This window comes from Bacillus sp. FJAT-44742, assembly GCF_002797315.1.
In the GTDB taxonomy this organism is placed as follows: Bacteria; Bacillota; Bacilli; order Bacillales; family Marinococcaceae; genus Thalassorhabdus; species Thalassorhabdus alkalitolerans.
The window spans coordinates 2780492-2804679 of the sequence record NZ_KZ454936.1 but is presented as its reverse complement, the minus strand read 5'-3'; the positions used below and the strand labels follow the sequence as shown (position 1 = coordinate 2804679).

At 40.3% G+C, this 24188-nt stretch carries 24 protein-coding genes; 14 read left to right on the top strand and 10 right to left on the bottom strand.

The features are described 5' to 3' along the window. The 4 genes from CEF17_RS13860 (at position 1) to CEF17_RS13845 (ending at position 5134) form a co-directional block, all read left to right on the top strand. Positions 1–360, top strand: a complete 360-nt coding sequence (locus tag CEF17_RS13860; protein WP_100400047.1) for a Rieske (2Fe-2S) protein — start codon at positions 1–3, stop codon at positions 358–360. 20 nt (positions 361–380) lie between these two features. Beyond that, a complete protein-coding gene (locus tag CEF17_RS13855) occupies positions 381–1376 on the top strand; it encodes an NAD(P)/FAD-dependent oxidoreductase (protein ID WP_100400046.1) in 996 nt (331 codons plus the stop codon). A 52-nt stretch (positions 1377–1428) separates the two neighbouring features. After that, on the top strand, positions 1429–2898 hold the full coding sequence (gene betB, locus CEF17_RS13850; protein ID WP_100400045.1) for a betaine-aldehyde dehydrogenase: 1470 nt from the start codon (positions 1429–1431) through the stop codon (positions 2896–2898). A 517-nt stretch (positions 2899–3415) separates the two neighbouring features. Further along, positions 3416–5134, top strand: a complete 1719-nt coding sequence (locus tag CEF17_RS13845; RefSeq protein WP_100400044.1) for a SulP family inorganic anion transporter — start codon at positions 3416–3418, stop codon at positions 5132–5134. A gap of 92 nt (positions 5135–5226) precedes the next feature. Here the strand turns inward: CEF17_RS13845 and CEF17_RS13840 are convergent, their stop codons facing one another. Both CEF17_RS13840 and CEF17_RS13835 read right to left on the bottom strand, forming a co-directional pair. Next, entirely contained in the window at positions 5227–5676 is a 450-nt protein-coding gene (locus tag CEF17_RS13840) for a hypothetical protein (protein ID WP_100400043.1), read from the bottom strand. A 4-nt stretch (positions 5677–5680) separates the two neighbouring features. Next, positions 5681–6145 (bottom strand): DUF2243 domain-containing protein, encoded by a 465-nt coding sequence (locus tag CEF17_RS13835; RefSeq protein WP_100400042.1) that lies wholly within the window; start codon positions 6143–6145, stop codon positions 5681–5683. Between the two features lie 552 nt (positions 6146–6697). Here CEF17_RS13835 and CEF17_RS13830 point away from each other — a divergent pair. Further along, positions 6698–7600: a LysR family transcriptional regulator gene (locus CEF17_RS13830; RefSeq protein ID WP_100400041.1), complete on the top strand. Its 903-nt coding sequence runs from the start codon at positions 6698–6700 to the stop codon at positions 7598–7600. A gap of 87 nt (positions 7601–7687) precedes the next feature. Here the strand turns inward: CEF17_RS13830 and CEF17_RS13825 are convergent, their stop codons facing one another. The 3 genes from CEF17_RS13825 to CEF17_RS13815 all read right to left on the bottom strand — a co-directional run bounded on the left by CEF17_RS13825 (position 7688) and on the right by CEF17_RS13815 (position 10743). Next, on the bottom strand, positions 7688–8512 hold the full coding sequence (locus tag CEF17_RS13825; protein WP_100400040.1) for an STAS domain-containing protein: 825 nt from the start codon (positions 8510–8512) through the stop codon (positions 7688–7690). Between the two features lie 136 nt (positions 8513–8648). After that, a complete protein-coding gene (locus CEF17_RS13820) occupies positions 8649–9587 on the bottom strand; it encodes an NADP-dependent oxidoreductase (RefSeq protein ID WP_100400039.1) in 939 nt (312 codons plus the stop codon). A gap of 256 nt (positions 9588–9843) precedes the next feature. Continuing rightward, a complete protein-coding gene (locus CEF17_RS13815; RefSeq protein WP_100400038.1) occupies positions 9844–10743 on the bottom strand; it encodes a LysR family transcriptional regulator in 900 nt (299 codons plus the stop codon). A 160-nt stretch (positions 10744–10903) separates the two neighbouring features. Between CEF17_RS13815 and CEF17_RS13810 the strand changes: the two genes are divergently transcribed. Then, positions 10904–11299, top strand: coding sequence for a CidA/LrgA family protein (locus CEF17_RS13810; protein WP_100400037.1), 396 nt, complete (start codon positions 10904–10906; stop codon positions 11297–11299). Continuing rightward, complete coding sequence (locus CEF17_RS13805) at positions 11274–11948, top strand: LrgB family protein (RefSeq protein ID WP_100400036.1); 675 nt, start codon at positions 11274–11276, stop codon at positions 11946–11948. Before CEF17_RS13810 ends, CEF17_RS13805 begins: the two co-directional genes overlap by 26 nt. A gap of 60 nt (positions 11949–12008) precedes the next feature. Here the strand turns inward: CEF17_RS13805 and CEF17_RS13800 are convergent, their stop codons facing one another. From CEF17_RS13800 to CEF17_RS13785, 4 genes are read right to left on the bottom strand one after another with little or no spacing between them, the layout of a single operon-like run. Then, complete coding sequence (locus CEF17_RS13800; protein WP_100400035.1) at positions 12009–13559, bottom strand: spore germination protein; 1551 nt, start codon at positions 13557–13559, stop codon at positions 12009–12011. 25 nt (positions 13560–13584) lie between these two features. Further along, a complete protein-coding gene (locus CEF17_RS13795) occupies positions 13585–14760 on the bottom strand; it encodes a Ger(x)C family spore germination protein (protein WP_157843045.1) in 1176 nt (391 codons plus the stop codon). Between the two features lie 24 nt (positions 14761–14784). Beyond that, on the bottom strand, positions 14785–15903 hold the full coding sequence (locus tag CEF17_RS13790) for a GerAB/ArcD/ProY family transporter (protein WP_100400033.1): 1119 nt from the start codon (positions 15901–15903) through the stop codon (positions 14785–14787). Then, on the bottom strand, positions 15900–16166 hold the full coding sequence (locus CEF17_RS13785; RefSeq protein WP_054637571.1) for a hypothetical protein: 267 nt from the start codon (positions 16164–16166) through the stop codon (positions 15900–15902). The genes CEF17_RS13790 and CEF17_RS13785 overlap by 4 nt, the downstream gene beginning before the upstream one ends. 261 nt (positions 16167–16427) lie before the next feature. On the opposite strand from CEF17_RS13785, the gene htpX reads away from it, so the two are divergent. The 3 genes from htpX to CEF17_RS13775 all read left to right on the top strand — a co-directional run bounded on the left by htpX (position 16428) and on the right by CEF17_RS13775 (position 19079). Then, a complete protein-coding gene (gene htpX, locus CEF17_RS13780) occupies positions 16428–17342 on the top strand; it encodes a protease HtpX (RefSeq protein WP_100400032.1) in 915 nt (304 codons plus the stop codon). Between the two features lie 248 nt (positions 17343–17590). Next, on the top strand, positions 17591–17755 hold the full coding sequence (locus tag CEF17_RS20085) for a hypothetical protein (protein ID WP_157843044.1): 165 nt from the start codon (positions 17591–17593) through the stop codon (positions 17753–17755). A 292-nt stretch (positions 17756–18047) separates the two neighbouring features. Further along, positions 18048–19079: an NADH:flavin oxidoreductase/NADH oxidase gene (locus CEF17_RS13775; RefSeq protein ID WP_100400031.1), complete on the top strand. Its 1032-nt coding sequence runs from the start codon at positions 18048–18050 to the stop codon at positions 19077–19079. A gap of 99 nt (positions 19080–19178) precedes the next feature. On the opposite strand, the gene CEF17_RS13770 is transcribed toward CEF17_RS13775, so the two are convergent. Beyond that, positions 19179–19637, bottom strand: a complete 459-nt coding sequence (locus CEF17_RS13770; RefSeq protein ID WP_100400030.1) for a hypothetical protein — start codon at positions 19635–19637, stop codon at positions 19179–19181. 152 nt (positions 19638–19789) lie between these two features. On the opposite strand from CEF17_RS13770, the gene CEF17_RS13765 reads away from it, so the two are divergent. From CEF17_RS13765 to CEF17_RS13750, 4 genes are all read left to right on the top strand, one after another. Next, the gene (locus tag CEF17_RS13765; RefSeq protein ID WP_100400029.1) at positions 19790–20749 is read left to right on the top strand and encodes a calcium/sodium antiporter; all 960 of its coding nucleotides are present in this window, start codon (positions 19790–19792) and stop codon (positions 20747–20749) included. A gap of 192 nt (positions 20750–20941) precedes the next feature. Then, positions 20942–21565 (top strand): TetR/AcrR family transcriptional regulator, encoded by a 624-nt coding sequence (locus CEF17_RS13760; protein WP_100400028.1) that lies wholly within the window; start codon positions 20942–20944, stop codon positions 21563–21565. Positions 21566–21579: 14 nt separating this feature from the next. Continuing rightward, entirely contained in the window at positions 21580–22494 is a 915-nt protein-coding gene (locus CEF17_RS13755; protein WP_100400027.1) for an ABC transporter ATP-binding protein, read from the top strand. Further along, positions 22494–24098: an ABC transporter permease gene (locus CEF17_RS13750; protein ID WP_100400026.1), complete on the top strand. Its 1605-nt coding sequence runs from the start codon at positions 22494–22496 to the stop codon at positions 24096–24098. The genes CEF17_RS13755 and CEF17_RS13750 overlap by 1 nt, the downstream gene beginning before the upstream one ends. Positions 24099–24188: the final 90 nt, after the last annotated feature.

The following is a 24188-nucleotide window of genomic DNA, read 5'->3' as shown; positions in this document are numbered from 1 at the left end:
ATGAAAGAGCAAATCGTTTGTAAAACGTCTGACGTACAGCCTGGTGAAATCAAAGAGTCGTATTTTGGAAAACAAAATATCGTGGTGTGCCGGACACCAGACGGAGAGTTCTATGCCTTTATGAATCAATGCATTCATCAAGGAGCTCGTCTTGAGAAAGGTTTAATATGCGGAGCAACGACAAGTAATAGTAAGCCGGGAAGCTATGACTACTGTCACAAAGGAGAAATTCTACGCTGCCCTTGGCATGGGAGAGAATTTGATATTAAAAATGAAGGCAGAATGCTGGCTGCCCCTGAAAAAAAGCTGGCACATTTTCAAGTACGCGTGGAAGATGAAAACGTCATTGTCTATAAATAACACACAGTAAGGTGATAAAAATGACCCAAGAAAATAACGTAGTGGATGCCATTATTATTGGCGGAGGGCCAGTAGGTTTATTTACAGCTTTCTACGGAGGCATGCGTGAAATGTCCGTGAAAGTCATTGACAGCCTGCCTCAGTTAGGCGGCCAGCTGATGGCTCTTTATCCTGAAAAATATATTTATGATGTGGCTGGTTTTCCAAAAGTGTTAGCCAAAGATCTGATTAACCAGCTAGAAGAACAGGCAAAGCAGTTTAATCCTGAAGTATGTCTGGAGGAAAATGTTCAATATGTTGAGAAACTTGACGAGCAGTTGTTCAAAGTAACCTCCACAAAAGCTGTTCATTACTCCAGGACCGTGATCATTACAGGGGGCGCAGGTGCATTTCAACCAAGGCGTCTTAAAGATGAAAGTTCATATAAGTATGAGGGGAATAATCTTTTTTACTCGATTACAGACCTGCAGGCATATCAGGACAAAAGAGTTTGCGTTGCCGGTGGAGGAGATTCTGCCGTGGACTGGGCACTTATGCTTGAGGATATTGCAAGTGAAGTTACACTTATTCACCGCAGAGATAAATTCAGGGCTCATGAACACAGCGTAAATCAATTGAGGGAGTCAAGTGTACGGATAAAAACTCCCGTAGTGATAGAGGAATTAATAGGCAAGGATGACTACATTGAGACAGTTGTTCTTAAAGAAAGCAAGGGAGAAGACACAGAACACCTTGAAATAGACTCCCTGGTTGTAAACCATGGGTTTTTATCAAGCCTTGGAGCTATTAAAGAATGGGGACTGGAAATCGAAAAGAACTCAATAGTAGTCAACCAGAAAATGGAAACGAATATCCCGGGTATATACGCAGCCGGTGATATTGCTACCTATGACGGGAAAGTAAAGCTAATTGCCTCAGGCTTCGGCGAAGCCCCGACAGCAATTAGCCAGGCAAAGCATTATATAGATCCTGAAACGAAAGTTCAGCCCCCTCATAGTACCAGTGTGATGGCCTAAAGAGGAAAAACCATTAACTCAGCAATATGATTTACACACAAGGAGGTTACCAATGTATCATAAAAAAATGTATATAGACGGAAGCTGGGTGTCAGCCGTATCTGGTCAAACCCGGACCATTATCAACCCCTTTAACCAAGAAGTCATTGCAGAAGTGCCAGAAGGGGATGAGCAGGATACAAAGGCTGCTATTAGTGCTGCAAGAAAAGCGTTTGATTCAGGAGAATGGCGCCGTACAACCGGAACGGAACGAGGCAAATTAGTCACAAAAGTTGCTGAATTCATTGAGAGGGATAAAAAAGAGCTCGCGGAGCTTGAAACCCTGGACACCGGAAAAACGTTGACGGAAAGCTATGCCGACATGGACGATATTATAGAAGTCTTTCGGTACTACGGAGGTCTGGCAGACAAAGATGGCGGGGAAATCATTGATTCCCCTATACCTGATTCTACAAGCAAAATTGTTCGGGAACCAGTGGGTGTGTGCGGGCAAATTACGCCGTGGAATTATCCTCTTCTGCAGGCAGCGTGGAAGATAGCTCCTGCATTGGCTGCAGGCAACACTATTATTGTTAAACCAAGTGAAATTACCCCTCTCACTACCATTAAAGTAACCGAATTAATAGAAGAAACCGGTATTCCAAATGGGGTAGTAAATCTGGTGCTTGGAAACGGAGCAAAAACGGGCCAGACTCTGTCTGAAAGTCATGACGTTGATCTTATTTCCTTTACCGGCGGCATTGAAACAGGCAGAAAGGTAATGACAGCTGCTACGGGAAACTTTAAAAAGATAGCTTTGGAACTTGGAGGGAAAAACCCTAACGTAGTGTTTGAAGATGCTGATTTTGAAACAGCGGTTGACCAGGCATTAAATGCAGTCTTTTTCCATGCTGGCCAAGTATGCTCGGCAGGTGCTCGCCTCCTTGTTCAAGACACGATTCATGATGAATTTGTGGAGGCTTTAGTAAGCCGGACGAAGAATATTAAACTTGGCAGCGGGTTTGTTGACTCTACACAATCTGGTCCACTTATTTCAAAGGAACATCGTGAAAAAGTAGAAAAATATGTTGAAACCGGTCTGAAAGAAGGAGCTAACCTTATTGCCGGCGGAAAACGGCCAGAACAAAAAGAGCTTCAAGGCGGCTTTTTCTTTGAACCTACTATATTTACAAATTGTGATACTTCTATGGAGATTGTACAGGAAGAAACATTTGGTCCTATCTTAACAATAGAGAAATTCAACACGGAGGAACAAGCGGTTACCCTGGCAAATGATTCCAAGTATGGGCTTGCCGGTGCAGTTTGGACAACTGACATAAAAAAAGCTCAAAGAGTATCTAGCCTGCTTCGCATGGGAACAGTTTGGATTAATGATTTCCATCCTTATTTCGCTCAAGCGCCATGGGGAGGATATAAATCTTCAGGGATAGGCAGAGAATTGGGGAAACAAGGGTTAGAAGAATATACCGAAGTTAAACACGTATTTGAGAATACAGCTCCTCAGCCTCTCAACTGGTTCTAATCAGACAAATAGTAAGTTCCAGTTATAATAAATTGTTTTGTGGGGTATCTGTCATATAGGACAGGCCCCTTCAAACTGTAAGGATTCAAATCTTTTATAAGTGACCTTATAGATGATACTAAATATATTCATTTCCCATTTCACGTCAACTCCAAAAAGAGTTGATTTTTATTTTAGGCTCTGTTAAAGGCGAATGATGATTCTTTTTAAGTCATTTGATTGTAGATAAAGCTCGAGGCGCCTATAGGCATAGAAGACACCGTGAAGGGAACTGCGAATGAAGTAGATTTCGCCTGTGGATCTTTAGGTGGATGCAAGCGTCACTTCACAAAAGTCCACAGCAAAATGTAACAAAGCCTTACTGTAAGAAGATGATAGCCATTTGGGCTGTCAGCCATTGTGGAAGACACAATGAATATGTAGAAAACTTTCTAGTAAGAGTTTAACGATTTAGGTTAAAATTAATTTGCTTAGGATATAACATGTATTTAAAGACTATATTAGGGTGGAGAGGGACATGAACAAAAAGCAGCTACACCACTTAGTTCCAAGCTATAATAAAAATTTGTTCAGGCAGGACTTTATAGCCGGTCTTACTCTATTCGTTATGCTTATACCTCAAGGGATGGCTTATGCTATGCTGGCTGGCGTCCCGCCAGAAATGGGTTTGTATGCCTCCACGATCCCTCTTATTATCTATGCCATTTTTGGCTCGTCTAAACATTTGTCGGTAGGACCTGTCGCTGTTTCTTCCTTGCTGGTTTTTACAGGGGTTTCTGTATTTGCAGAACCTGGTTCCGCTGAATATATCTCTTATGTTCTTATTCTTGCTGTTATGGTTGGTTTTATACAACTATTATTAGGGTTATTTAGAGCCGGGTTTATTGTAAAGTTCATCCCTCATTCTGTGCTGAGCGGTTACACATCAGCTGTAGCTATCGTCATTGGGATAAGTCAAATAGAACATATTTTAGGAATAAATTTGGGGAACTATTTGCAGGTACAAGTCATACTACTTGAGTTATTTAATAGATTATCAGACGTTCATTTCACAACAGTAGCTATAGGTCTGGCCAGTATCCTGCTACTATTTATCTTCAAAAAAATTCACCCTCGAATCCCAGGTCCTTTGCTCATTGTTCTCTTGTCAATCGGGGCTGTCTCTGTACTTGGCCTGGAGGATACCGGAATTCAAATTGTAGGGGACGTACCAGGAGGATTTCCTTCCTTGGTATTTCCAAACTTGACTTTGGATAACGTACAATTACTGTTTCCAATGGCTCTTACGATAGCTCTTATTGGCTTTATGGAGTCACTGGCTATTGCAAAGGCAGTGGCCAGTAAAGAAAAATATACAGTTAAGCCAAACAAAGAATTAAAAGCGCTGGGCCTTGCGAATATTGCAGGATCTTTCTTTCAATCTTTTCCTGTAAACGGAAGTTTCTCCAGAACAGCAGTCAACCATGAAACCGGGGGTGCCACTCAGTTTACCTCAGTTATTACCGCCTGTGGTGTTTTGGTTACCTTGCTCTTTTTTACATCTTACTTTTATTATTTACCAAACGCTGTTCTTGCTTCTATTATTATCATGGCCGTATACAAGCTGATCGACACTAAGCAAATGAAATACCTGTTTAAAGTCAAACCTTTTGAAGGCTGGGTATGGGTATTTACCTTTTTTGTGACATTATTTGTTGGAATACAATGGGGAATTATTTTAGGAGCAGTATTCACCCTTCTTATATTAGTTAGGAGAAGTGCTAAGCCTAATGTAGTAGAGGTAGGTTATTTGGAAGAAGAGCAAGCGTTCCGCGCAGTAAATCGTTTTCCTGGAGCAAAAACAGTGAAAAACGTCTTGCTGATAAGAATAGATTCTAATATTCATTTTGCTAATATAAATTATCTGGAGGAAGAAATAAAAAGTCTTCACTTGGAAAAGCCGGAAGCAAAATGGATCATGATGGAAATGTCCGGTGTGAACGATATTGATACAGTAGCAGCGCGGAGCCTGGAAGAGATCGTTGAACGTTTCCAAAGGAAAGGGATACGTTTTTGGTTTGCCAATGTGAAAGGCCAGGTCAGAGATACGATAAACAAAGCTGGCTGGGAAAAACATTTAGAAGAACAAGTAAGTTATCTGCCATTAGATCAGTTGTTAAAGGAAAAGGGAATTAATGATTTTTCAAAGCTTGCAAAGTCCCCTAAGCACGATGCTCACGATGATTATATGATCTAACGAAGGTAGACATAAACACCCACCGCTTAGCATTTAAGTCATAATCAAAAAGGAGCAGACTTCCTCTTCATGAAAAGGGAGCTGCTCCTTTTTTAAGGCACTATAATAACATCCTCAAAAGAAATTTCCTGCCCCCCCTTAATGAGAGTTTCATGATCGTGGCTGACAAGAACGACTTTTATTTGATGTGTCCCTTCATCTAAATGACCTAAATTGTACGTATTTGCATAGATTCTTGCTTCCTGGTTGCCATTAACATAAAGGTGAGCATGCCCTTCCAGAATTTCTGAATGAAGAACAGAAGCGTCACGGCTAAAATGAAAATTTTCAGTTTCAAGCTCTACCAGCCATTGGCCCGCTTCTTGTCCAACAGAACCAGAGATTGCCGGAGGGGGTGCGGTTTCAGGAACTTCTTTTAATGAATGGTGATGGGCATGATCATTTTCACTCATAGACATGACAAAATGACTGTTTAAGGTATAGAAATAAAGTGTGGTTCCAACAAAAGTAAAAAGAACGATAAAGCTGACTATTCGGTACAAAAAATCACCTCTTTCCGTCAACAAGCTTAGGGACGGTTTTTCTTATCAGCAACCCTGCAATAAGCAAAACAGCTCCGCTTGCTAAAAAAGCCAGATCATAAAGCAGTGGATTTTCGGCATCTGGACGAACGCGGTGAATTTGGAGAATATGGTGGTTAATAATCCCTTCAATTAAATTAAAAGTACCGCCGCCAATCAATAATCCGCTTATCACGTAACGAATTCCTTTTGACAGATCTGTCGGTTTTCCTCCTAGCCATAGAATTAAGGCTCCTGCAATCATGGTAATGGTAACGGCAAAATGAAAGATCCCATCACTTATAATTTCTATCGTTCTATCTGGACTTAAGACGACACTATGCCATTGCAGGAGCTGGTGAAAAATAATACCGTCCAAAGCTCCTAAAAAGCCAAATCCAAGCAGGAAACTGCCAACGTTTAAATATTTTTTCCGCACTTCAATTGTCATTCTATTTATTCTCCTCCTTGCGCTAACGCTTTCCTCTTCCATATTTACCCTAATTCTTCTATATGTGCATCTGTATTTCCTTTATGGGGTGCCTGGCACCCAGATAGTCTGTAATATAGAAATCCCTTAATGACTGGATTTTCTATGCTTTTATGTTACAACCGAAGCAGGGTGCCAGGCACTCCAAATTAAAAAAAGACATACTGGAGACAGTATGTCTTTTGCGTAAACAGAATTTCTGTTCTGTACATTATTTAGGTATTCCATTTCCTCTAAAAATATCTTATACTAGAAACAGATCCTCTGTTTAGGATGTCATGCCCTACTCACACACAGGGCGAAGATCTACCAATCTTTTTTTGGGGTATTCCTTTGTGGAATACCTTCTTTTTTTTTCTCTGTCTATATATAGAGCTAATTTTTAAAAGAGCAGTGCTCTTTTCTTTATTATTTCTAAGTTGATTTCATTATATAACTAAATATTAAGCTAAACAATATATTGATTAGATTGAAATGATATCAAAAATAGATTGATTCAAAGGAGCGAGCAGTTTGGAACTAAGACAGATTCAATATTTTATTGAAGTTGCTAAACAAGAACACGTTACTGAAGCTGCTTTGTCACTGAATGTAGCCCAATCTGCTGTTAGTCGTCAAATCTTTAAGCTCGAGGAAGAATTAGGAGTGAACTTGTTTATCCGAGAAGGGAGAAATGTTAAGTTAACTCCAATTGGAAAAATGTTTTTGGAGCATATGGAGGAAGCCATACATGTTATTGATAATGCAAAAAGGGAGGTTCAAGAATATCTGGATCCTGAAAAAGGGATCGCGAGAATCGGCTTTCCAACGAGTATGGCGAATTATACGATGCCGACAGCTATTTCTTCTTTCCGGAAAAAATACCCTCAAGTTAAGTTCGAATTAAAACAAGGTTCTTATTACAATCTGATTGACTCCGTCATAAAGGGAGAAATTGATATGGCTCTTCTTGGGCCATTGCCTAAAAATGAAAAGATAAAAGGAGACATATTGTTTGTAGAAGACATAGTAGCACTCCTGCCATCAGACCATCCACTAGCAGACCAGTCTTCCTTATCTCTTGACCAATTACGAGAGGATTCATTTGTTTTATTCCCACCGGGATTTATATTGCGTGAAATTATTGTAGACGCCTGTCTCCAATTAGGGTTTGAACCTAGTGTTTCCTTCGAAGGTGAAGATGTGGACGCTATAAAAGGATTAGTCTCCGCAGGATTAGGAATAACCCTTCTCCCGGAAATCACTCTAATTGACGGGATTCCAAGGTCCACCGTGAAAGTGCCAATTACAAAACAGAGAGTTACTCGTACGGTAGGAGTCATTGTTTCAAATGAAAGAAAAATCCTTCCGACGGAAAAACTTTTTTATGAGTTTTTAAAAGATTTCTTTTCTATGTTGGGGAGTTTTGGAAAATAATTACACTGGCTCTTACAAGAAGCAGGCAGTATCTACTTTTAAAAAAACCGTGTTTTCTATATAGAAACACGGTCTTTGGACTTTCATTTAAATAGACGAGACCAGGTAATCTTCCAGAGCCTGCTGTAAACTTCCCTTTGTCTTTGCCTGAGAATGAATTTGAATGCCAAGCTTGGTAATTTCCATTACTATTTCTGGTCCAAGCCCTGTAATGACGCATTCGCACCCCATCATTTTAGTTTCATCAATCATTTTCATCAAATGAGAGAGGACTCCTTTTTCCACGGATGTAATTCCTGAAAAGTCCATAATCAATGTTTGGATTCTCAGTCTTTCAATTTCATTTAGAATTTTCTCTTCTATGATATTAGCCCTTGATAAATTAATCTCTCTTATTAACGGAACGACACCAACAGTTGACGTTACAGGTATGATTGGGACAGACAGCTCTTCAACAATCTTCCTCTGTGATTCAATCAACTGGTCCTTATAAGCAGAATAACTGAGAAAAAAGCCGTTTAGGAACTGATCAATGCGGTCATTTACTTGTTCCTCAAGCTCATAGAAGTTTTTATAAGATTCGCCTTCTCTTTCTAAGTCATATCGCTGAAGGAAATTCCACACTGTTCTGCGGATGGCCTGTACCCATTCCAGCTTAAAGGCCAATGTTAAATCTTGAGAGGCCCAGGATATGCCTTCCTTTTGGGCAAATTCGTCAAGGGATTTCAACTCTCCGCTAAGTACGTACATGACTAATGTATGCGCATTGTTGAGAAGATCAATGTTTCCGATTAAAAGAATATCGTGAATTTTTTCCCGGACGTTTACTGCTTCGCTTAATAGTTTTTCTTGAAACGCTGATCTCTGAGAAGTGAAATAATCTATATACTCTTCTTCCAAAATAAGGCCCATTCCGAATCACTCCTATTGTAGATTGAATAGGTATCATTTATTTTATCGTAACAATGTTTGAGTGGAAATACCATTTGAAAAAAAAAAAGCAAGGTGGTCAGAAAAAATTTTCCAACTGGCCTTCTATTTGCAAAAGTTATTCTTTTATTTGAATTACAATCTTTCCGCTCGCATGATGTGACTCACTTAAGCTGTGGGCTTCTTGAAGCCCGTGTTCATGAAAAGGGAATATTTTGTTAATCACCGGCTTTACCTCTCCGGTCTGATACAGGTCAGCAAGCTGCTGAAGCTGCTTTCCATTTTCTTTGAGCCAGTGAAACGAAGCATCCACTCCATACTTCCTCGCTTCCTCCTCGGAGGGAGGTTCTACAATAGAAACAAGCTTTCCATTTTCTTTCAATACTTTGTAGCTCTTTGACTGAACATCTCCACCAACAGCATCCAGGACAAAATCTATGTTTTCAACAGCTTCACTAAAGTCCTCTTCCTTATAGTTGATGGTTTGATCAGCGCCAAGAGATGTAACAAGGTCTTCATTTTTGCCGCTAGCAGTCGTTACCACGTATGCACCGATATGCTTGGCAATCTGAATAGCGAAATTTCCAACCCCGCCGGCTCCTGCGTGAATGAGCACTCTCTGTCCTTCTTGTACTTCTCCTAAATCCTGAATACATTGTAAGGCTGTTAAACCGGCTAACGGGATTGCGGCTCCTTCTTCAAAGCTCATCTCATCAGGCATTTTTGCAAGTCTCTCTTCCTCTACAGCTACATACTCAGCATACGTACCATGCCTGGTCGTTGCAGGGCGAGTAAAAACCCTGTCTCCTTTTTGAAATCCTTTTACTTTGCTCCCTGTCTCTGTAATAATGCCTGCTGCATCCCAGCCAAGGGTAATAGGGAATTCAAATGGAAACATTTCTTTTAAATATCCCTCCCGCATTTTCCAGTCAATAGGGTTCACAGATGTAGCATGTATTTCGACTAAAACCTGATCTTCATTAATCGAAGGGGTGTTAACCGTTGTTTCTTTCAATTCTTCTTTTCCGCCGTATTGGTTAATAACAATTGCTTTCATGTTCATCTCTCCCTCTAATTCATATTTCAGGTAAAAGAGTAGCTTCCCACTTTTTCTTTTATTTTAAACATGATCGCAAAATAAGAAGAAACAGCAAAGAAAAAGTATCATATGGAAGAAAGAAAGACAAATATTCTGGCTCCTGACCGCCAGGGCATTAGTAAATCAGCTGCTGGCGGAAACGAAATGCTTGGCAAGAAAATAACAAGCATGGCAGGAGGGAGAACATGAGAAGGTAATTGAGAAACAGTGTCTTCTACAGGTTTTTATGGAGGTTTACATATTGTTGGGAAACAGTAACAAACTCTTTTACGGCAAAAGATAAATATTTATCCTTTTTCCAAATCATCCCGAGCTCCAGGTTGATGGCGCATTCAGATAAAGGGATACTGGTTACCTCTTTATTATTGATGTCACGGCAAATCCTGCTGGGGAGCAAAGCCACCCCTAACTTTGCTTCCACCATCCCCAACAAGAAGTCTTTTTGAGAACTTTCACACACTACATTAGGGTGAAAGTTGTGTTTAGAGCATTCATTGATGATTTGGTCATATAAAGAGAAGTCTTTGCGGTACAAGACAAAAGGTTCGTCTGCTAACTCGGAAAAAGACACGTCACCTTTTTTAGACAAAGGGTGATCCTTATAAACAACAAGCTCAAGGGGATCCTGTAAGACGTTCACAACTTCGAAGGAAGAACTGTGTGCTGGCAAAGTACATATTAATCCAATATCCAGGGAGCCTTCTTTTACACCTTGTTTAATTTTTTTTGTCCCCACCTCTGTTAAAGTGATTTTTACTAAAGGGTACAGCTCCTTATAATGACTGATTAACTTAGAGAAAAATGCTGCACCAACAATGGGGGGGATACCAATTTTCACTTCTCCGCTCTTAAGGTCCATGACATCATTTAGTTCAGTTGTTAAGTTTCTAAAGGCAGCTAAAACAGTTTTAGCGTTGATAAGCACTGCTTGTCCGGCATCAGTTAAGTCCAGTTGTTTTGAAGATCGGTAAAATAATGGCACGCCTAATTCTTCTTCTAAGTTTTTAATAGCTTTACTAATGGATGGCTGAGAAACATGGAGGGTTTGGGAGGCTTTTGTAAAGCTTAAGTGTTTGGCTACTTCCGAAAAATACTCTAAATGCCTAATGTCCATTGAGTAACACTCCTTTTCCTTTATAGTTAAAATGCATATTGGTAATAACAAATATGTATTTCATTTATAGGTTGTATTCAGTTTATAATAAGTTTCACAAAGGTGCCACCCCAGAAAAAAAGGGTGGAGCTGGGAATGAAGCAGAAAGGAGGAGATCATAATGTGGCGCGATTACAGCTTGCTTATTTTTCAATTATTTCTTTTGTGGCTGATTAATGAGGCAGGGTACCTTTTAGTGGATGTTTTTAATCTTTCTTTACCAGGAAACGTCATGGCGATGCTTATACTTGTCAGTTTATTAGCTTCAGGCATTATTCCTCTGAATTTTGTAGAGAGAGCCGCTAATCTCCTCATTAAACATTTAGCTTTCTTTTTTATACCTATTGCCGTTGGTTTAATGAACTTTGGAGAATTCTTTCTGCAACATGGTCTAATTCTGGTTTTAGGCTTGATTATTAGTACAGGGATAGGAATGTTTATTACGGGATTTATATCGCAATATCTAGCTAAAAAGAAGGAGGGGGCCGGTTATGGTGATACCAGTAACAGCTGCTAGTATACTTCTGACGGTAGGAGTGTATATGCTTTCTAGAAAGGTCGGAAAAAGGTTTCCTTCGCCTTTTACAACACCTGTCTTTTTCAGTACAACGATTCTTATATGTATTTTTCTCTTAGGCGGTGTTTCCTATGAACAGTATGAACCGGCAAAAGAGATCATGACGTATTTGTTAGGTCCGGCGACGGCTGCGCTAGCTGTACCTTTATATAAGAATAGAAAGCTAATCATGGAGTACAGTCTGATTTGGGGGGCAGGCTTGGTTCTGGGCTCATTAGCAGCCATCCTTTCAATCACAGCCATCGCTAAACTATCTGGCCTGTCTGATTCAATTGTTGCTTCTCTAACTGTGAAATCGGCAACTGTGCCTATTGCAGTGGAAACGACGACGCTCATAAATGGGGATCCTTCACTTGCAGCAGCTTTTGTGGTGGCGACAGGAACGATCGGCGGGATGGTCGGGCCCTGGCTGCTAACAAGGTTAAACATTTCCCATCCAGTGTCCCGCGGTCTGTCCATGGGCACGATCGCCCATGGGCAAGGGACAGCTGAAATTGCAAGAGAAGGTCAGCTTCAAGGTGCTATGGCAGGAACAGCTATGGGACTTGCCGCCATATTTATCTCTATCGTAGTCCCTTTACTCTTTTAACTTTCGCTGTGTTGCACTCTTGTGATATAAGTTTCTACAAAAACAATGCCGCGTTCAAGATTACGTTTTTTGGCGTACCTTATCTTTTATAGCAGGTTCCTTGTTTCGCTGCCGAAAATTGCTTAAAGGAAGTCTCAACATCATATCTCCCCATTCAAGAAAACGAAAGGGTGAAAAAGGGGAAAGATAATGACTTCCAAAGCTCTTCAAGCTTGACAGATGAATAAATACAATGATCAATACAATGATTATCCCATAAAGGCCTAGAAACGCTGCGGAAATCATGAAAGCAAACCGAAGAATCCTAATGGCAATACTAATGTTATACACAGGAAGAGTAAAGGAGGCGATAGCTGTTAACGCCACAACAATGATCATAATAGGACTTACAATGCCTGCTCTTACCGCAGCATCACCGATCACGATGCCGCCGACTATTCCAATCGTCTGTCCGACCATGCGGGGCAGCCGGATTCCTGCTTCCCTTAATAGTTCTAGCGTAATTTCCATAACAATGGCTTCCATAAAAGAGGGAAAAGGAACTCCCTCTCTAGAAGCAGCAATTGACAAGGCTAAGGTTGTTGGAATCATACCCTGATGAAAGGACACTAAGGCAATATATAACGCAGGTAAAAAGACAGCGATAAAGACGGCACCAGTACGGAGGGTGCGTATGAGTGTACTGATAATCCAGTTTTCATAATAATCTTCGGGCGATTTAAAAAAGTGCGGAAAAAGAATGGGCTGGATCATCGCATAGGGAGTGCCATCCAATAGAAGAGCGACATGGCCACTGCTGAGAAAGGAAGCAGCCTTGTCGGGACGTTCTGTATAAAGAGAGGTGGGGAAGATAGACAATTGATTGTCTTTAATAAATTCTTCCACCATACCAAGCTCTTGAATGTTATCAAACTCAATGCATTGTATTCTATATCTGATTTCTTCTACCACGTTCTCGTCTGCCAAGCCTTTAATATAGCCAATAGACAGCCTGGTTTTTGAACGTTCACCGACCTTTTCATATTCAAAGGTGAGGTTTGGGTCTTTCAGCCTTCTGCGCAAAAGCATTACATTTGTCTCAATGTTTTCCGTAAATCCGTCTCTGGGCCCTCTTACGACCACTTCTGTTTCAGGCTGCTCCACCGAGCGTTCTGTAAAAGAGATAGCTTCAATGGTAAGAGCTTGTTTACAACCATCAATAATGAGAACAGTGTGTCCTGAAAAAAATTTATCAAGAAGAGAATCAAGCTGCCCTTCTGCTTCTACGGAAGAAACAGGGAGAATATGACTTGAAATTTCAGTTAAGAGGCCCGTTTCATTGTATTTTTCCAGAAGAGTTTCATCCATTTCCATTAGAGGACGAAGGATATCCCGATCAATCAGTTGTTCATCTGCAAGCCCTTCAAGAAAAAACAAACATGCTTTTCTTTTTCCAGCAACGCCGAAATACCGCTGATTTATTTCTTCACTGCTGCCAATAGCTTCTTTTATGAAAGAGCTGTCTTTTTTGAGGTCTCCTGAAAAGCAGAGATCCAGGTCATTTTTCGGTTTTGGTGTTGTCTCTTTTAGTTGGTTTCGTAAAAATTTTCTTCGTTGCAGCAATGTTTTCATTGTATCTCTCTTCCTTGTAAGAGAATTAATCTTTTTCCAATGTTTCAATCAGCATTTGGTGGCGAATCTCCACGTTTGCATCAATTGTAACTGTAGCTTTTGAGAAGCCTCCATCTGGTGTGTCCCATGTATCCTTGACGGCCTGCCAGTAAGAATAGTTACTATGTTTTATTTCAGTTATCATTTCAAAAATATCAATGTGATATTCATCCTGCATTTTATTAATAATATTCTCCGCTTGTTTTTTTATTTTTTCTTCTACTCTCGCTGACATGTGGCGTACTGTTTCTGAGTCACTTAAGTCAATATCATGGCCCCACAATTCAGCAGCATGTCCTTCGGCGGTAATCTTGACATGAAAATGATCGCTGCCGTTTTTTCTTTCATAAGTAATATCACTAGAAGCATCATCAATTTCAAAAACAAATCTTTTACCTTTGCTCCTGTCACCTTTTACTTCAACAATCCCTTTTTCTGCTCCGCCAGTAATCCAGTTGTAACCTTCAATATCTTCATCCAGCAAATAGTCAATAAATTGATTTTTCATTCCATGCATGATTCCTCCTCCTTGAAGAATCAATTCGCCATCCTCTGATTTGAAAATGCAAGGGAGGAGGTAGCTTCTTCGTCCAACGACTCGTTCTAACACCTCACCAACTTCCATTCGTTCTACCATGGGAAGAACAAAAGGGTGATTTTCACTGATGAAATCAATATACTGACTAGGTACTTTTTCAGGAACAGGCCTGGACTGAAGAATGTCACTTGCTTTCTCCTTTGAAATTAACAGGAGTGTTCTGCGCCTCATTTCATGGTCTCTGATAAACAAATCCAGTATCTCCTCCATGTATCCTTCTTCAAGAAGCTTGCGATTAATAATGAGAACCTTTAGATGTTCATAGTTTAATCTTCGGCTTGTCTTTGTATTTAATTTTCGAATGACTTTGAAATTTGTCATCTCTGTGGCAGTTAAATTAATAAATGAATCTTCACCAGGCGGTTCCTCCTGTGCGGTTTCTTCTACGCCAGGTATAGCAACTTGATGAGTCACTTCCAAGCCATTCTCCGCGTCTCCACCTGCCGGGGGATCAAAGCTTACTCCAAGGACAAATCCAATTTCCTCTATTTCACTTCTGTCCCAGCAGGAGGAAAGAAGAATAGAAAGCAGCAGTAATAGTAGACAAGCTGAAATCTTTTTCAAATCCACTCACCTGCATATTTGTTTTTAAGTTGAAAGGCTCTTGTTTTTTTGTTTTTTTCTTACCATAATAGTGAATCCTGTGACCAGCAGCACTGTGAGAATTAATAAGAGTCCCGAGTAATTCAAATATTCAACGAAGCTTTGCAATTCTGCTTCATTTTCAGGAAAAAACGTAACAAGGAAGATAATAAAAGCAAATACACCGGGTAGCCACGGGGTTTGTTTGTTTGTCAAAAAAATCTCTCGAGTGACTTGTACGGACAAAAAGAATAACAGCATAACAGAGGTAAAGATACTTAGTACCCATATCGCTAAAAAAATAGATTCCACCCTTTCAAAGATTCCGCCCAGCTCAATTTCCTTGGCTACTTCAATCGTTGGAAAAACAATGATTTTAGAAGTTTCAACGGAAAAAATGGTGTAGGTTATGATTACAATAATGGAGTAAATGAGGGAAGTAATTCCCATACTCGCCATTAATGGTGTACTTTTTACCTCATTTTTGTGTAAAAAACCGAGTAGAAAAAATAGAGGAACTACTGAGTTTAAGGCAAACAATGGAATAAAGATTCCATCAAACATATGAAATACACCTTCTGGCATCACAGGAAGCACCTTTTCAACTTCAACATTACCTATGTTTAAAATAGAAACACCGATTAACGCTGAAACAATGGTAGGAACAAACAAAATATTTAAAAATATAATCCCTTCAATGCCTTTCGAAGCAGCATAGGCACTTATGACTAACATGGCCATTACAAGCACTTCAGTAGGCGTCTGATCGAGCAGATACATTTTAGAGGCAATCCCAAAATAACGAAGTACTACAGCAGATGTGAAAATAAAATATATAATGAAAATAGGAACCAGGAGAAAAGCTATCCATTTGCTGAAGGGGCCTTTAAGTAAATACTCGAAAACATTTTCCCGGGTGAAATTTTTTTGCAGGGCGACACATAAATAAATTAAGGCCATGATAACAACGCCGGCTAACAGGACAGTCATCCACCCATCTGGGGTATCAAGTCTCGAGGCAAGATCCCTCGGAAGTGTTAAGATCCCTACTCCAAAGCTGTATGATATAAGGGTGCAGCCCAGTTCAGATGCCTTCATTTCAAATTGATGAGGTTTCGTACTCACGATTGGTCATCCGCTTTTTTCTGGTGAGGGATGTTAACAGCTTGAGCTGAAAAGGTTTTGGCGGGCTCTGTGCTTTCATTTTCTTCTCGTTGCCTTCTTCTTTGATTACTTTCTCTCATCCAAGGCAGAAGCGTGGCATTGAACAATTTATTAAACAGGTATTGAGAAGACCAGATAACAAGAGCGGTTACCAGCGCGATTTCAAATACTTCAGCATCAGGTATAATCCTGAGAAAAAGGTAAAAATAAAGAAACTTCTCCATTCTGCTCTCCTCCTTGTTGTATTAAGATGTGTAAATCAGGAATAATTATGCAGGGCATACACCATAGGGAAAATATTACTTCATATTGAGTGCATAATAGAGGGCAGACTAAGCAAGGAACTGCTTCAGAGAGGTAAAAGGGTAGAGAATTACTTCAATTCCACAAAGAGTTTTTGTGTCAATCTAACAAACTCCCTCCCTGAAGGAAGTTAATGTTATAAACTATACTAGGGACATCAACACATAACAGGAGGCATTGGATTGGGTAAACGTATATTTCTTTTCTTAACAACTAATATCATGGTCATAACCACGATTTTTATTGTCTGGTCGCTCATTACTTCTTTTACCGATTTAGAGAGAACATATGATACAGGCGGCCCTGGTCTGGGCATTGATTACGTGTCCTTAATGGCATTCAGCTTATTAGCAGGGTTTTTGGGTTCATTTATATCCTTGGCCATGTCACGTTATATTGCAAAGAAAATGATGAGAGTGAAAGTGCTGGATCCAGATGGTCCATTGTCTTCTCAGGAGAGAGCAGTGGTGGAAAAGGTACACCGTTTTTCGCGGGCTGCGGGGCTGTCCCATATGCCAGAGGTTGGTATTTATCAATCTTCTGAAGTGAATGCATTTGCGACTGGTCCAACAAAGAAGCGTTCTCTAGTCGCTGTTTCATCCGGCCTTTTAAACCATATGGATGATGCAGCAGTGGAAGGAGTCATTGCTCATGAAGTAGCTCACGTTTCAAACGGAGATATGGTAACAATGACATTGCTGCAAGGAATAATAAACACATTTGTCATCTTTTTCGCAAGAATTGCTGCAATTCTTGTTTCCAGGCTGGTTCGTTCAGAAATGCAGACTGTTGTTCGTTTTGCCGCTATCTTTATTTTTCAAATTTTATTTTCCATCCTTGGAAGTCTTGTAGTGACCGCGTACTCCAGGTACAGGGAATTTCATGCAGACCGGGGAGGAGCGGACTTAGCGGGACGTGATAAAATGGCTCATGCCCTGAGATCGTTGAAAACTCATGTTAACCGAGCTCAGGTTAATGACCGTACCGATGATTCGGCCGTACAGACGATGAAAATCAACGGAAAAGGCGGTATGGCAAGGCTTTTCTCGACTCACCCTGATCTTGATGAAAGAATTGCCCGTCTTGAAGAGAGATAGTAGTAAATGTAAGAAGCTGGTCTATGAAAACATAGATCAGCTTTTTTTATAAGAGGAACTACACAAGGCAGTATAAGAATAGTTGTCAAAAGCTAAAGAAGTCCAGTCTATCCTTGAGTTCTAACGCGTCTTTTTATCGGCAAACGATTTTTTGATTTATAATAAATAATATTTTGTTTAAAAAGGGTAGCTGTTACACAGTACGTAATGGTATCATAACGTGGAATATTTCAAAAGCAGGTGATGGATTGGGGTTATTTAGATTATTAATCGTTATTTTAGCTGCGGTTTATTCTGCAGGTTTAGTACGTTTTCAGGAATGGAGCCAGCTATTGTTTTTTTCGGTCTTACTCACAGTGTTTTTAGTTATCACGCAAACCATAGAAGTGAAGAATGAAAATTCCCAAACGTAATTAAGCTATTAAATTAGTTTTTTATTATATCCTCTCTTCCAAAAAAGGAAGGGGGGTTTTTAAAAGTGCTTTAATACGGTAATATTATACACTCTTTAAAACACACATCCTTCCTTTATGAGCAAAGTCAATTCACATAATGTACATAATAATGTTGTCTTTGATTGCTGAAGCTGTTCATTATATTTCTCATTTCTTTTTTGTTAAGATGTTTGTGAAATATGAGGATTAGGCATGAGGTTTCACAAAGCCAGTCAGACACAAACAATAACCTCACAAAGGAGACAAAGTAATGGATCATTTATTCAGTAATTACAAAATAAAAGGATTAGAACTTAAAAATCGAGTCGTTATGCCACCCATGTGCCAGTATTCAGTTACAAAAAAAGACGGTGTGCCAAATGAATGGCATTATATTCATTATGTGAGCAGGGCTGTCGGAGGAACTGGTTTAATTATCATTGAGATGACTGATGTGGAACCGGATGGACGAATATCGGATTATGACCTGGGACTGTGGTCAGATGAACAAATCCCTGCCTTTGCCCGCATTATTGATGAGGCACACAGGCACGGAGCAAAGGCAGGGATTCAAATAGCTCACGCTGGAAGGAAAGCTGAGGATGCAGAAGAGCCGGTTGCTCCCTCGGCGATTCGTTTTAGTGAGAAATATAAGGTTCCCCGGGAATTAACGACAGACGAAGTAAAAGAGATGGTAGAGAAGTTTCGTCTGGCTGTGCGACGTGCTGTCAAAGCCGGAGTGGATACTATTGAAATTCACGGTGCTCATGGATACCTTATTCATCAATTTCAGTCTCCTCTCACAAATAAAAGAACGGATGAATATGGAGAAGACCGAGCCAGGTTTGGCAAAGAAGTTATTAAGGCTGCAAAAAGTGAAATGCCAGAGGATATGCCTTTAATCATGCGAATTTCTGCAATGGAATATGTGGAAGGAGGCTATGGGATCAAAGAGAGCATAAGCTTTTCAAAAGAATATCAGCAAGCAGGGGTTGATATGTTTCACATTAGTGCCGGCGGTGAGGGGGAAATTGCGGCCGCAGGCAAGCCAGGAACCCATGCGGCATACCAGGTCCCTTTAGCCAGAGAAATTAAAGATTCGTTACAGGTGCCTGTTATCGCAGTAGGACGCTTGGATGAACCTCATCTGGCAAACGCTGTTGTTGGAAATCAAGATGGAGACCTTGTGGCCGTGGGAAGAGGAATGCTGAGAAATCCTTATTGGACCCTGGAAGCTGCCGCTGCTTTAAATAAAGAGATAGATGTACCTAAACAGTATTTAACGGGATTTCCAAGTAAATAACGTACCACGTTCAAATAATAAAGCTGCCTCGGGCAGCTTTTTTTTACTAAGGGTGCACAATAATTTTTCATATAGTACCTACCTTGATATGTAGAATAACTACGTTAGGGAAAGCATTTTATATTTCGAAAGGAGGTTTGCATACACCGAGGTTATAACAAAGCCAGCAAGATATATGCCTGAAGTGAAAATGATATTCCAGCCATTCAAATAATGAACTCTTCCGAAAACGAGGGCTATATATTCAAGAGCACTAAAGAGAATTGTGAAAAATACTATTAATGTAATCCTTGAAAATTGATACTTAATGATCGCCGTAACAAATAAGCAAGCCATGAGAGGAAAGTATCCAAGATTCAAAGGAAAGGCAGACAAAGATTCATTTTTTTCAATATAGGGTTCTGTATACCAAAAAATATTCATACCCCAATCATTAGAAACAAAGGCTATGGCAATCCCAAGAGGAACAAAGAGAATAATGACTTCAGGGAATTTTCGCCAAAGAACAAAAAGAATAATCCATGGAAGTACAAACCCGAAGAATATGTTAAAAAGCATAGCGTCCTCCATTTTCACCCAGAAGTAATAAGAATAGTATCCCCCGTTTTTTATAAAAAGATGAGTGAAAAACAAAGGAAAAGACCAGGATAGGATAGGATGAAATCGTACACCTTATCTATATAGAATAGTAAAGGGATGGATAAGGAAATATGGTATATCTATTGCTGGTCCTCGGATTTGTGCTGCTCGTAAAAGGAGCTGATTACTTTGTCGAAAGCACGGCTGCGATCGCAAAGCTGCTCCGAATCTCGCCTTTGCTTGTGGGTCTTACAATCGTAGCATTTGGCACAGGTGCACCAGAAGCAACAGTAAGTATCATAGCTGCATTGGAAGGAAGTGCAGGAGTAACCCTTGGTAATGTGGTAGGAAGCAATATCATTAATATAGCTCTTGTCGTAGGTGTAACGGCATTTCTCTCTCCATTAAAGGTTACAAATGCTACCATTAAAAAGGAGATTCCTTTTGCCTTTCTGGCATGTATTGTGCTGCTTGTTTTGATGAGTGATCAGTATCTTGAAAACACTGCTGTGAACGTCATTACCAGGGGAGACGGCATCATTTTTCTTTTGTTTTTTGCTATATTTTTGTATTACGTCATAGAAGCAGCGAGAAATAATCGCAGCCAAATGGAAAAAGAGATCACCGAACAACCGGATAAACGGAAATGGGGAAGACATATTCTTTTCTCCACAGGAGGACTTGCGGCAATCATTTTTGGAGGATATCTGGTGGTAGAAAGCAGTACTGAAATTGCAATCAGGTTTGGCATGAGTGAAACACTGGTGGGACTGACGATTGTAGCTATCGGCTCATCTTTGCCGGAACTGGTTATTTCAGTAACTGCTGCGTTAAAAAAAGAAAGTGAAATTGCCTTAGGAAACATAGTCGGCAGTTCAATCTTTAATATCCTCTTTGTCCTTGGAGCTGCGTCTCTTATTATTCCTCTTCCAGTAGAAACTAAAATATATTTTGATGTCATTGTTATGTTGATTTTGACGATAGTGTTGTTTATTTTTTCCCGTACTGAATGTAAGGTTGGGAAACTGGAAGGATTATTGCTGGTAGCGGCCTACATTGGTTACCTTGTTTATATTATTATCCGAAATTAAAAATGCTCTGTTTTCTTTTCTTAAAAGAATTCAGGGCATTTTTTTATTTACATTCTTTTGCCTCGTAAAGAAACAAGATAATGGAAAATTCTGATTGACCACTATGGTCGATAGTGTTATGATTTATAGACCATAATGGTCTATTTTGCACAGTAGTGAAATAAATGAGTAAGAGGGGAGATAAATGAAGGCATGTCCGAGACGTTTAACAACTTAGAAGGTGAAAAGCAGCAGCGGATATTAAATGCCGCACTGCAGGAATTTGCTGAGCACGAATTTGATCAGGCTTCTACTAATCGTATCGTAAAAAAAGCAGGGATCGGCAAGGGGATGTTGTTTTATTATTTTAAGAATAAACAAGAATTGTACCGCTACCTTGTAAAGTATAGTCTGGATGTAACAATCAACCGTTATATTAAAAAGATTAATGAAGAAGAAAGAGATTTTATTGAACGATTTAAACATGCTTCGAAGATGAAGATGCAAGCTTTTGCTGATCATCCTCACGTATTTCAATTTATGGGGGCACTGCTGCTGAGTGATAAGGAACAACTGCCAAAGGAATTACATGCCGAAATTTTAAAGCTTCAGACACTTGGCAACTCAATTTTATACAAAAATATCGACTACTCTTTTTTTCGAAAGGATATTGACGTAGACAAGGCATTTAAGCTGATCCGATGGTCGATGGAAGGCTATCAAAATGAACTGCTTAACAAGCTTAAAGGAAAGCCTTTTACCTCAGTGGATATTGAACCTTATTGGGAGGAGTTTGACGAGTATCTGGAGATCTTAAAAACAAGCTTTTATAAGTAAGGGGAGGCAGAAAAATGAATGTTCTGCAAACGAAAAGCTTAACCAAAAGGTTTGGAAAGGTTATGGCACTGGATGGCGTAAATATGGAAGTGAAAGAGGGGGAGGTTTACGGGTTTATCGGCCCGAATGGAGCAGGAAAGTCTACAACGATCCGGATATTATTAGGCGTATTAAAGGCCACAAGCGGTGAGGCCAGGATCTTTGGAAAAGATGCATGGAAAGATGCTGTGGAGCTTCATAAACGACTTGCATATGTACCAGGAGACGTTAATTTATGGCCTAACTTAACGGGAGGAGAGGTCATTGATTTGTTTGTGAAATTACGAGGAGCGGGTGATCAAAGCCGACGGGAGGAATTAATAGAAAGATTTGATTTTGATCCTTCAAAAAAATGCCGAGCGTATTCAAAAGGAAATCGGCAAAAGGTCGCTTTAATTTCTGCGTTGTCCTCGGAAGCGGATCTTTATATTTTTGATGAGCCTACTTCAGGCCTGGATCCATTAATGGAACGAGTTTTTCAAGAATGCGTTCAGGAAGCAAAGACACAAGGGAAAAGTGTCATACTTTCAAGCCATATCCTTTCAGAAGTAGAAAGGTTATGTGACCAGGTAGGGATTATCAGGCAGGGCAAAATGATAGAATCAGGCTCCTTAAAGGAACTTCGGCATTTGACAAGGACCAGTCTTTCAGTGGAAACCAAAGAGCCAATCACAGCAATTGAAGAGGTAAAAGGAGTTTATCATATAGAAAAGAAAGAACAGGCTCTTTCCTTTCAAGTAAATACAGAGGACCTGGACCAAGTAATAAAATATATAAGTCAGTTTGGAGTAGTTAAACTGGAAAGTGCTCCTCCCACACTGGAGGATTTATTTATGCGCCATTATGAAACTTCCTCTTCTTCTCGGGAAAGGAACGGAGGGGAGTCTTAATGAGTGAAAAGCTGTTTAAGAATACAGGAAAGGCAGCCTCCTTTTATTTTAAAAAAGACCGGTTCAGAATTACCGTTTGGCTGATCGCTTTAGCAGGCCTTACCTTTGTGACAGCTTTAGCTTTTACAGACCTTTACCAAAATGAGCAAGAACGGCAGGCCATAGCCGATACAATGCACAATCCAGCTATGACTGCTATGGTAGGCCAGGGATATGGTTTGGATAACTATACTACAGGTGCGATGATGGCTCATCAGATGCTCCTTTTTACTGCTGTTACGGTAGCCATCATGAGTATTCTTCTTCTTGTTCGTTCTACAAGAGCTGATGAGGAAGCCGGGAGGGTAGAACTTATTCGTTCACTTCCTTCTGGAAGATTAGCTCCTACAACGGCAGCGGTTATGGTATTGTTTGTGGTTAATCTGTTGGTAGCGTTAGTGATTGGTCTCGGTCTGTACTCGTTTGGAATTGAGAGCATGGATTTAGAAGGGTCTTTATTATACGGAGCAGCTTTAGGGGCTACAGGAATATTCTTCACAAGTCTCACCGCGATTTTCGCTCAACTACTAAATAACTCAAGAGGTGTGATAGGGTTTTCGTTTGCTGTGCTCGGGCTTTCTTATCTGATTCGGGCTATTGGAGATGTAGGCAATCAGACTTTGTCCTGGGCATCCCCATTAGGGTGGATTTTAGGAACAGAAGTATATGTATCTAACTACTGGTGGCCTATCATAGTCACGTTGGTTATTTCGATTATATTATTCATTGTTGCTCTTTATTTGCAAGCCATTCGTGACATCGGTGCGGGTTTTTTTCCGGAAAGGCCAGGAAAAAGCCGGGGATCAGGCTCTTTGCTTAGTCCATTGGGCCTAGCTTTCAGATTGCAGAGAGTCAGCTTGATTACCTGGGGAGTCGGCATGTTTGTTCTTGGTGTATCCTATGGATCAGTACTGGGAGACTTGGAAGCATTTATTGAAGGGATCGAGATGATGGAAGAAATGCTTCCAGCCATAGAGGGATTTACTTTAACTGAGCAATTTATCACAATGCTGATGGCAATTATGGCTATGATCTCCACGATTCCAGCACTTATGGCAGTTTTAAAAATTGTAAGTGAAGAGAAGAAAAATCGAATAGACCATATACTAAGCCGCAGTGTATCTAGAAACGGCCTCCTTGGCAGTTACTTGCTTATTTCAGTTATTGTTTCTTTTGTTATGATGTCACTTGCTATTACCGGTCTATGGATTGCAGGGAATATTTCTATGGAGGAGGGCCTTGCTTTTGAAACCCTATATAGCGCAGGGATGGTTTACCTCCCGGCAATTTGGTTCATGGTTTCGATTGCTGTACTCCTGATTGGAAAAGCCCCTAATGCTGTGTCGGCTGTTTGGGGTTACTTGCTTTATTCCTTTATTGTTGTCTACCTGGGAGGGCTTCTGCAATTTGAAGAGTGGCTTTCTGCCCTCTCACCATATGGGCATGTGCCACAGCTCCCGGTAGAGGATGTGAATGTTACTGCTCTCGCCACCCTAACCTTTCTAACGGTCCTATGCCTTTGGGCTGGGTATATTGCATATAACAAAAGAGACATTCACGGATAATCATGGTGCCAGGCACCAGAACGGATTGTAACATTCTTTCGGGGAAAAGGTTGAAATAAGGGGGCAGCACATGACAAGGGAAAGTGGTGC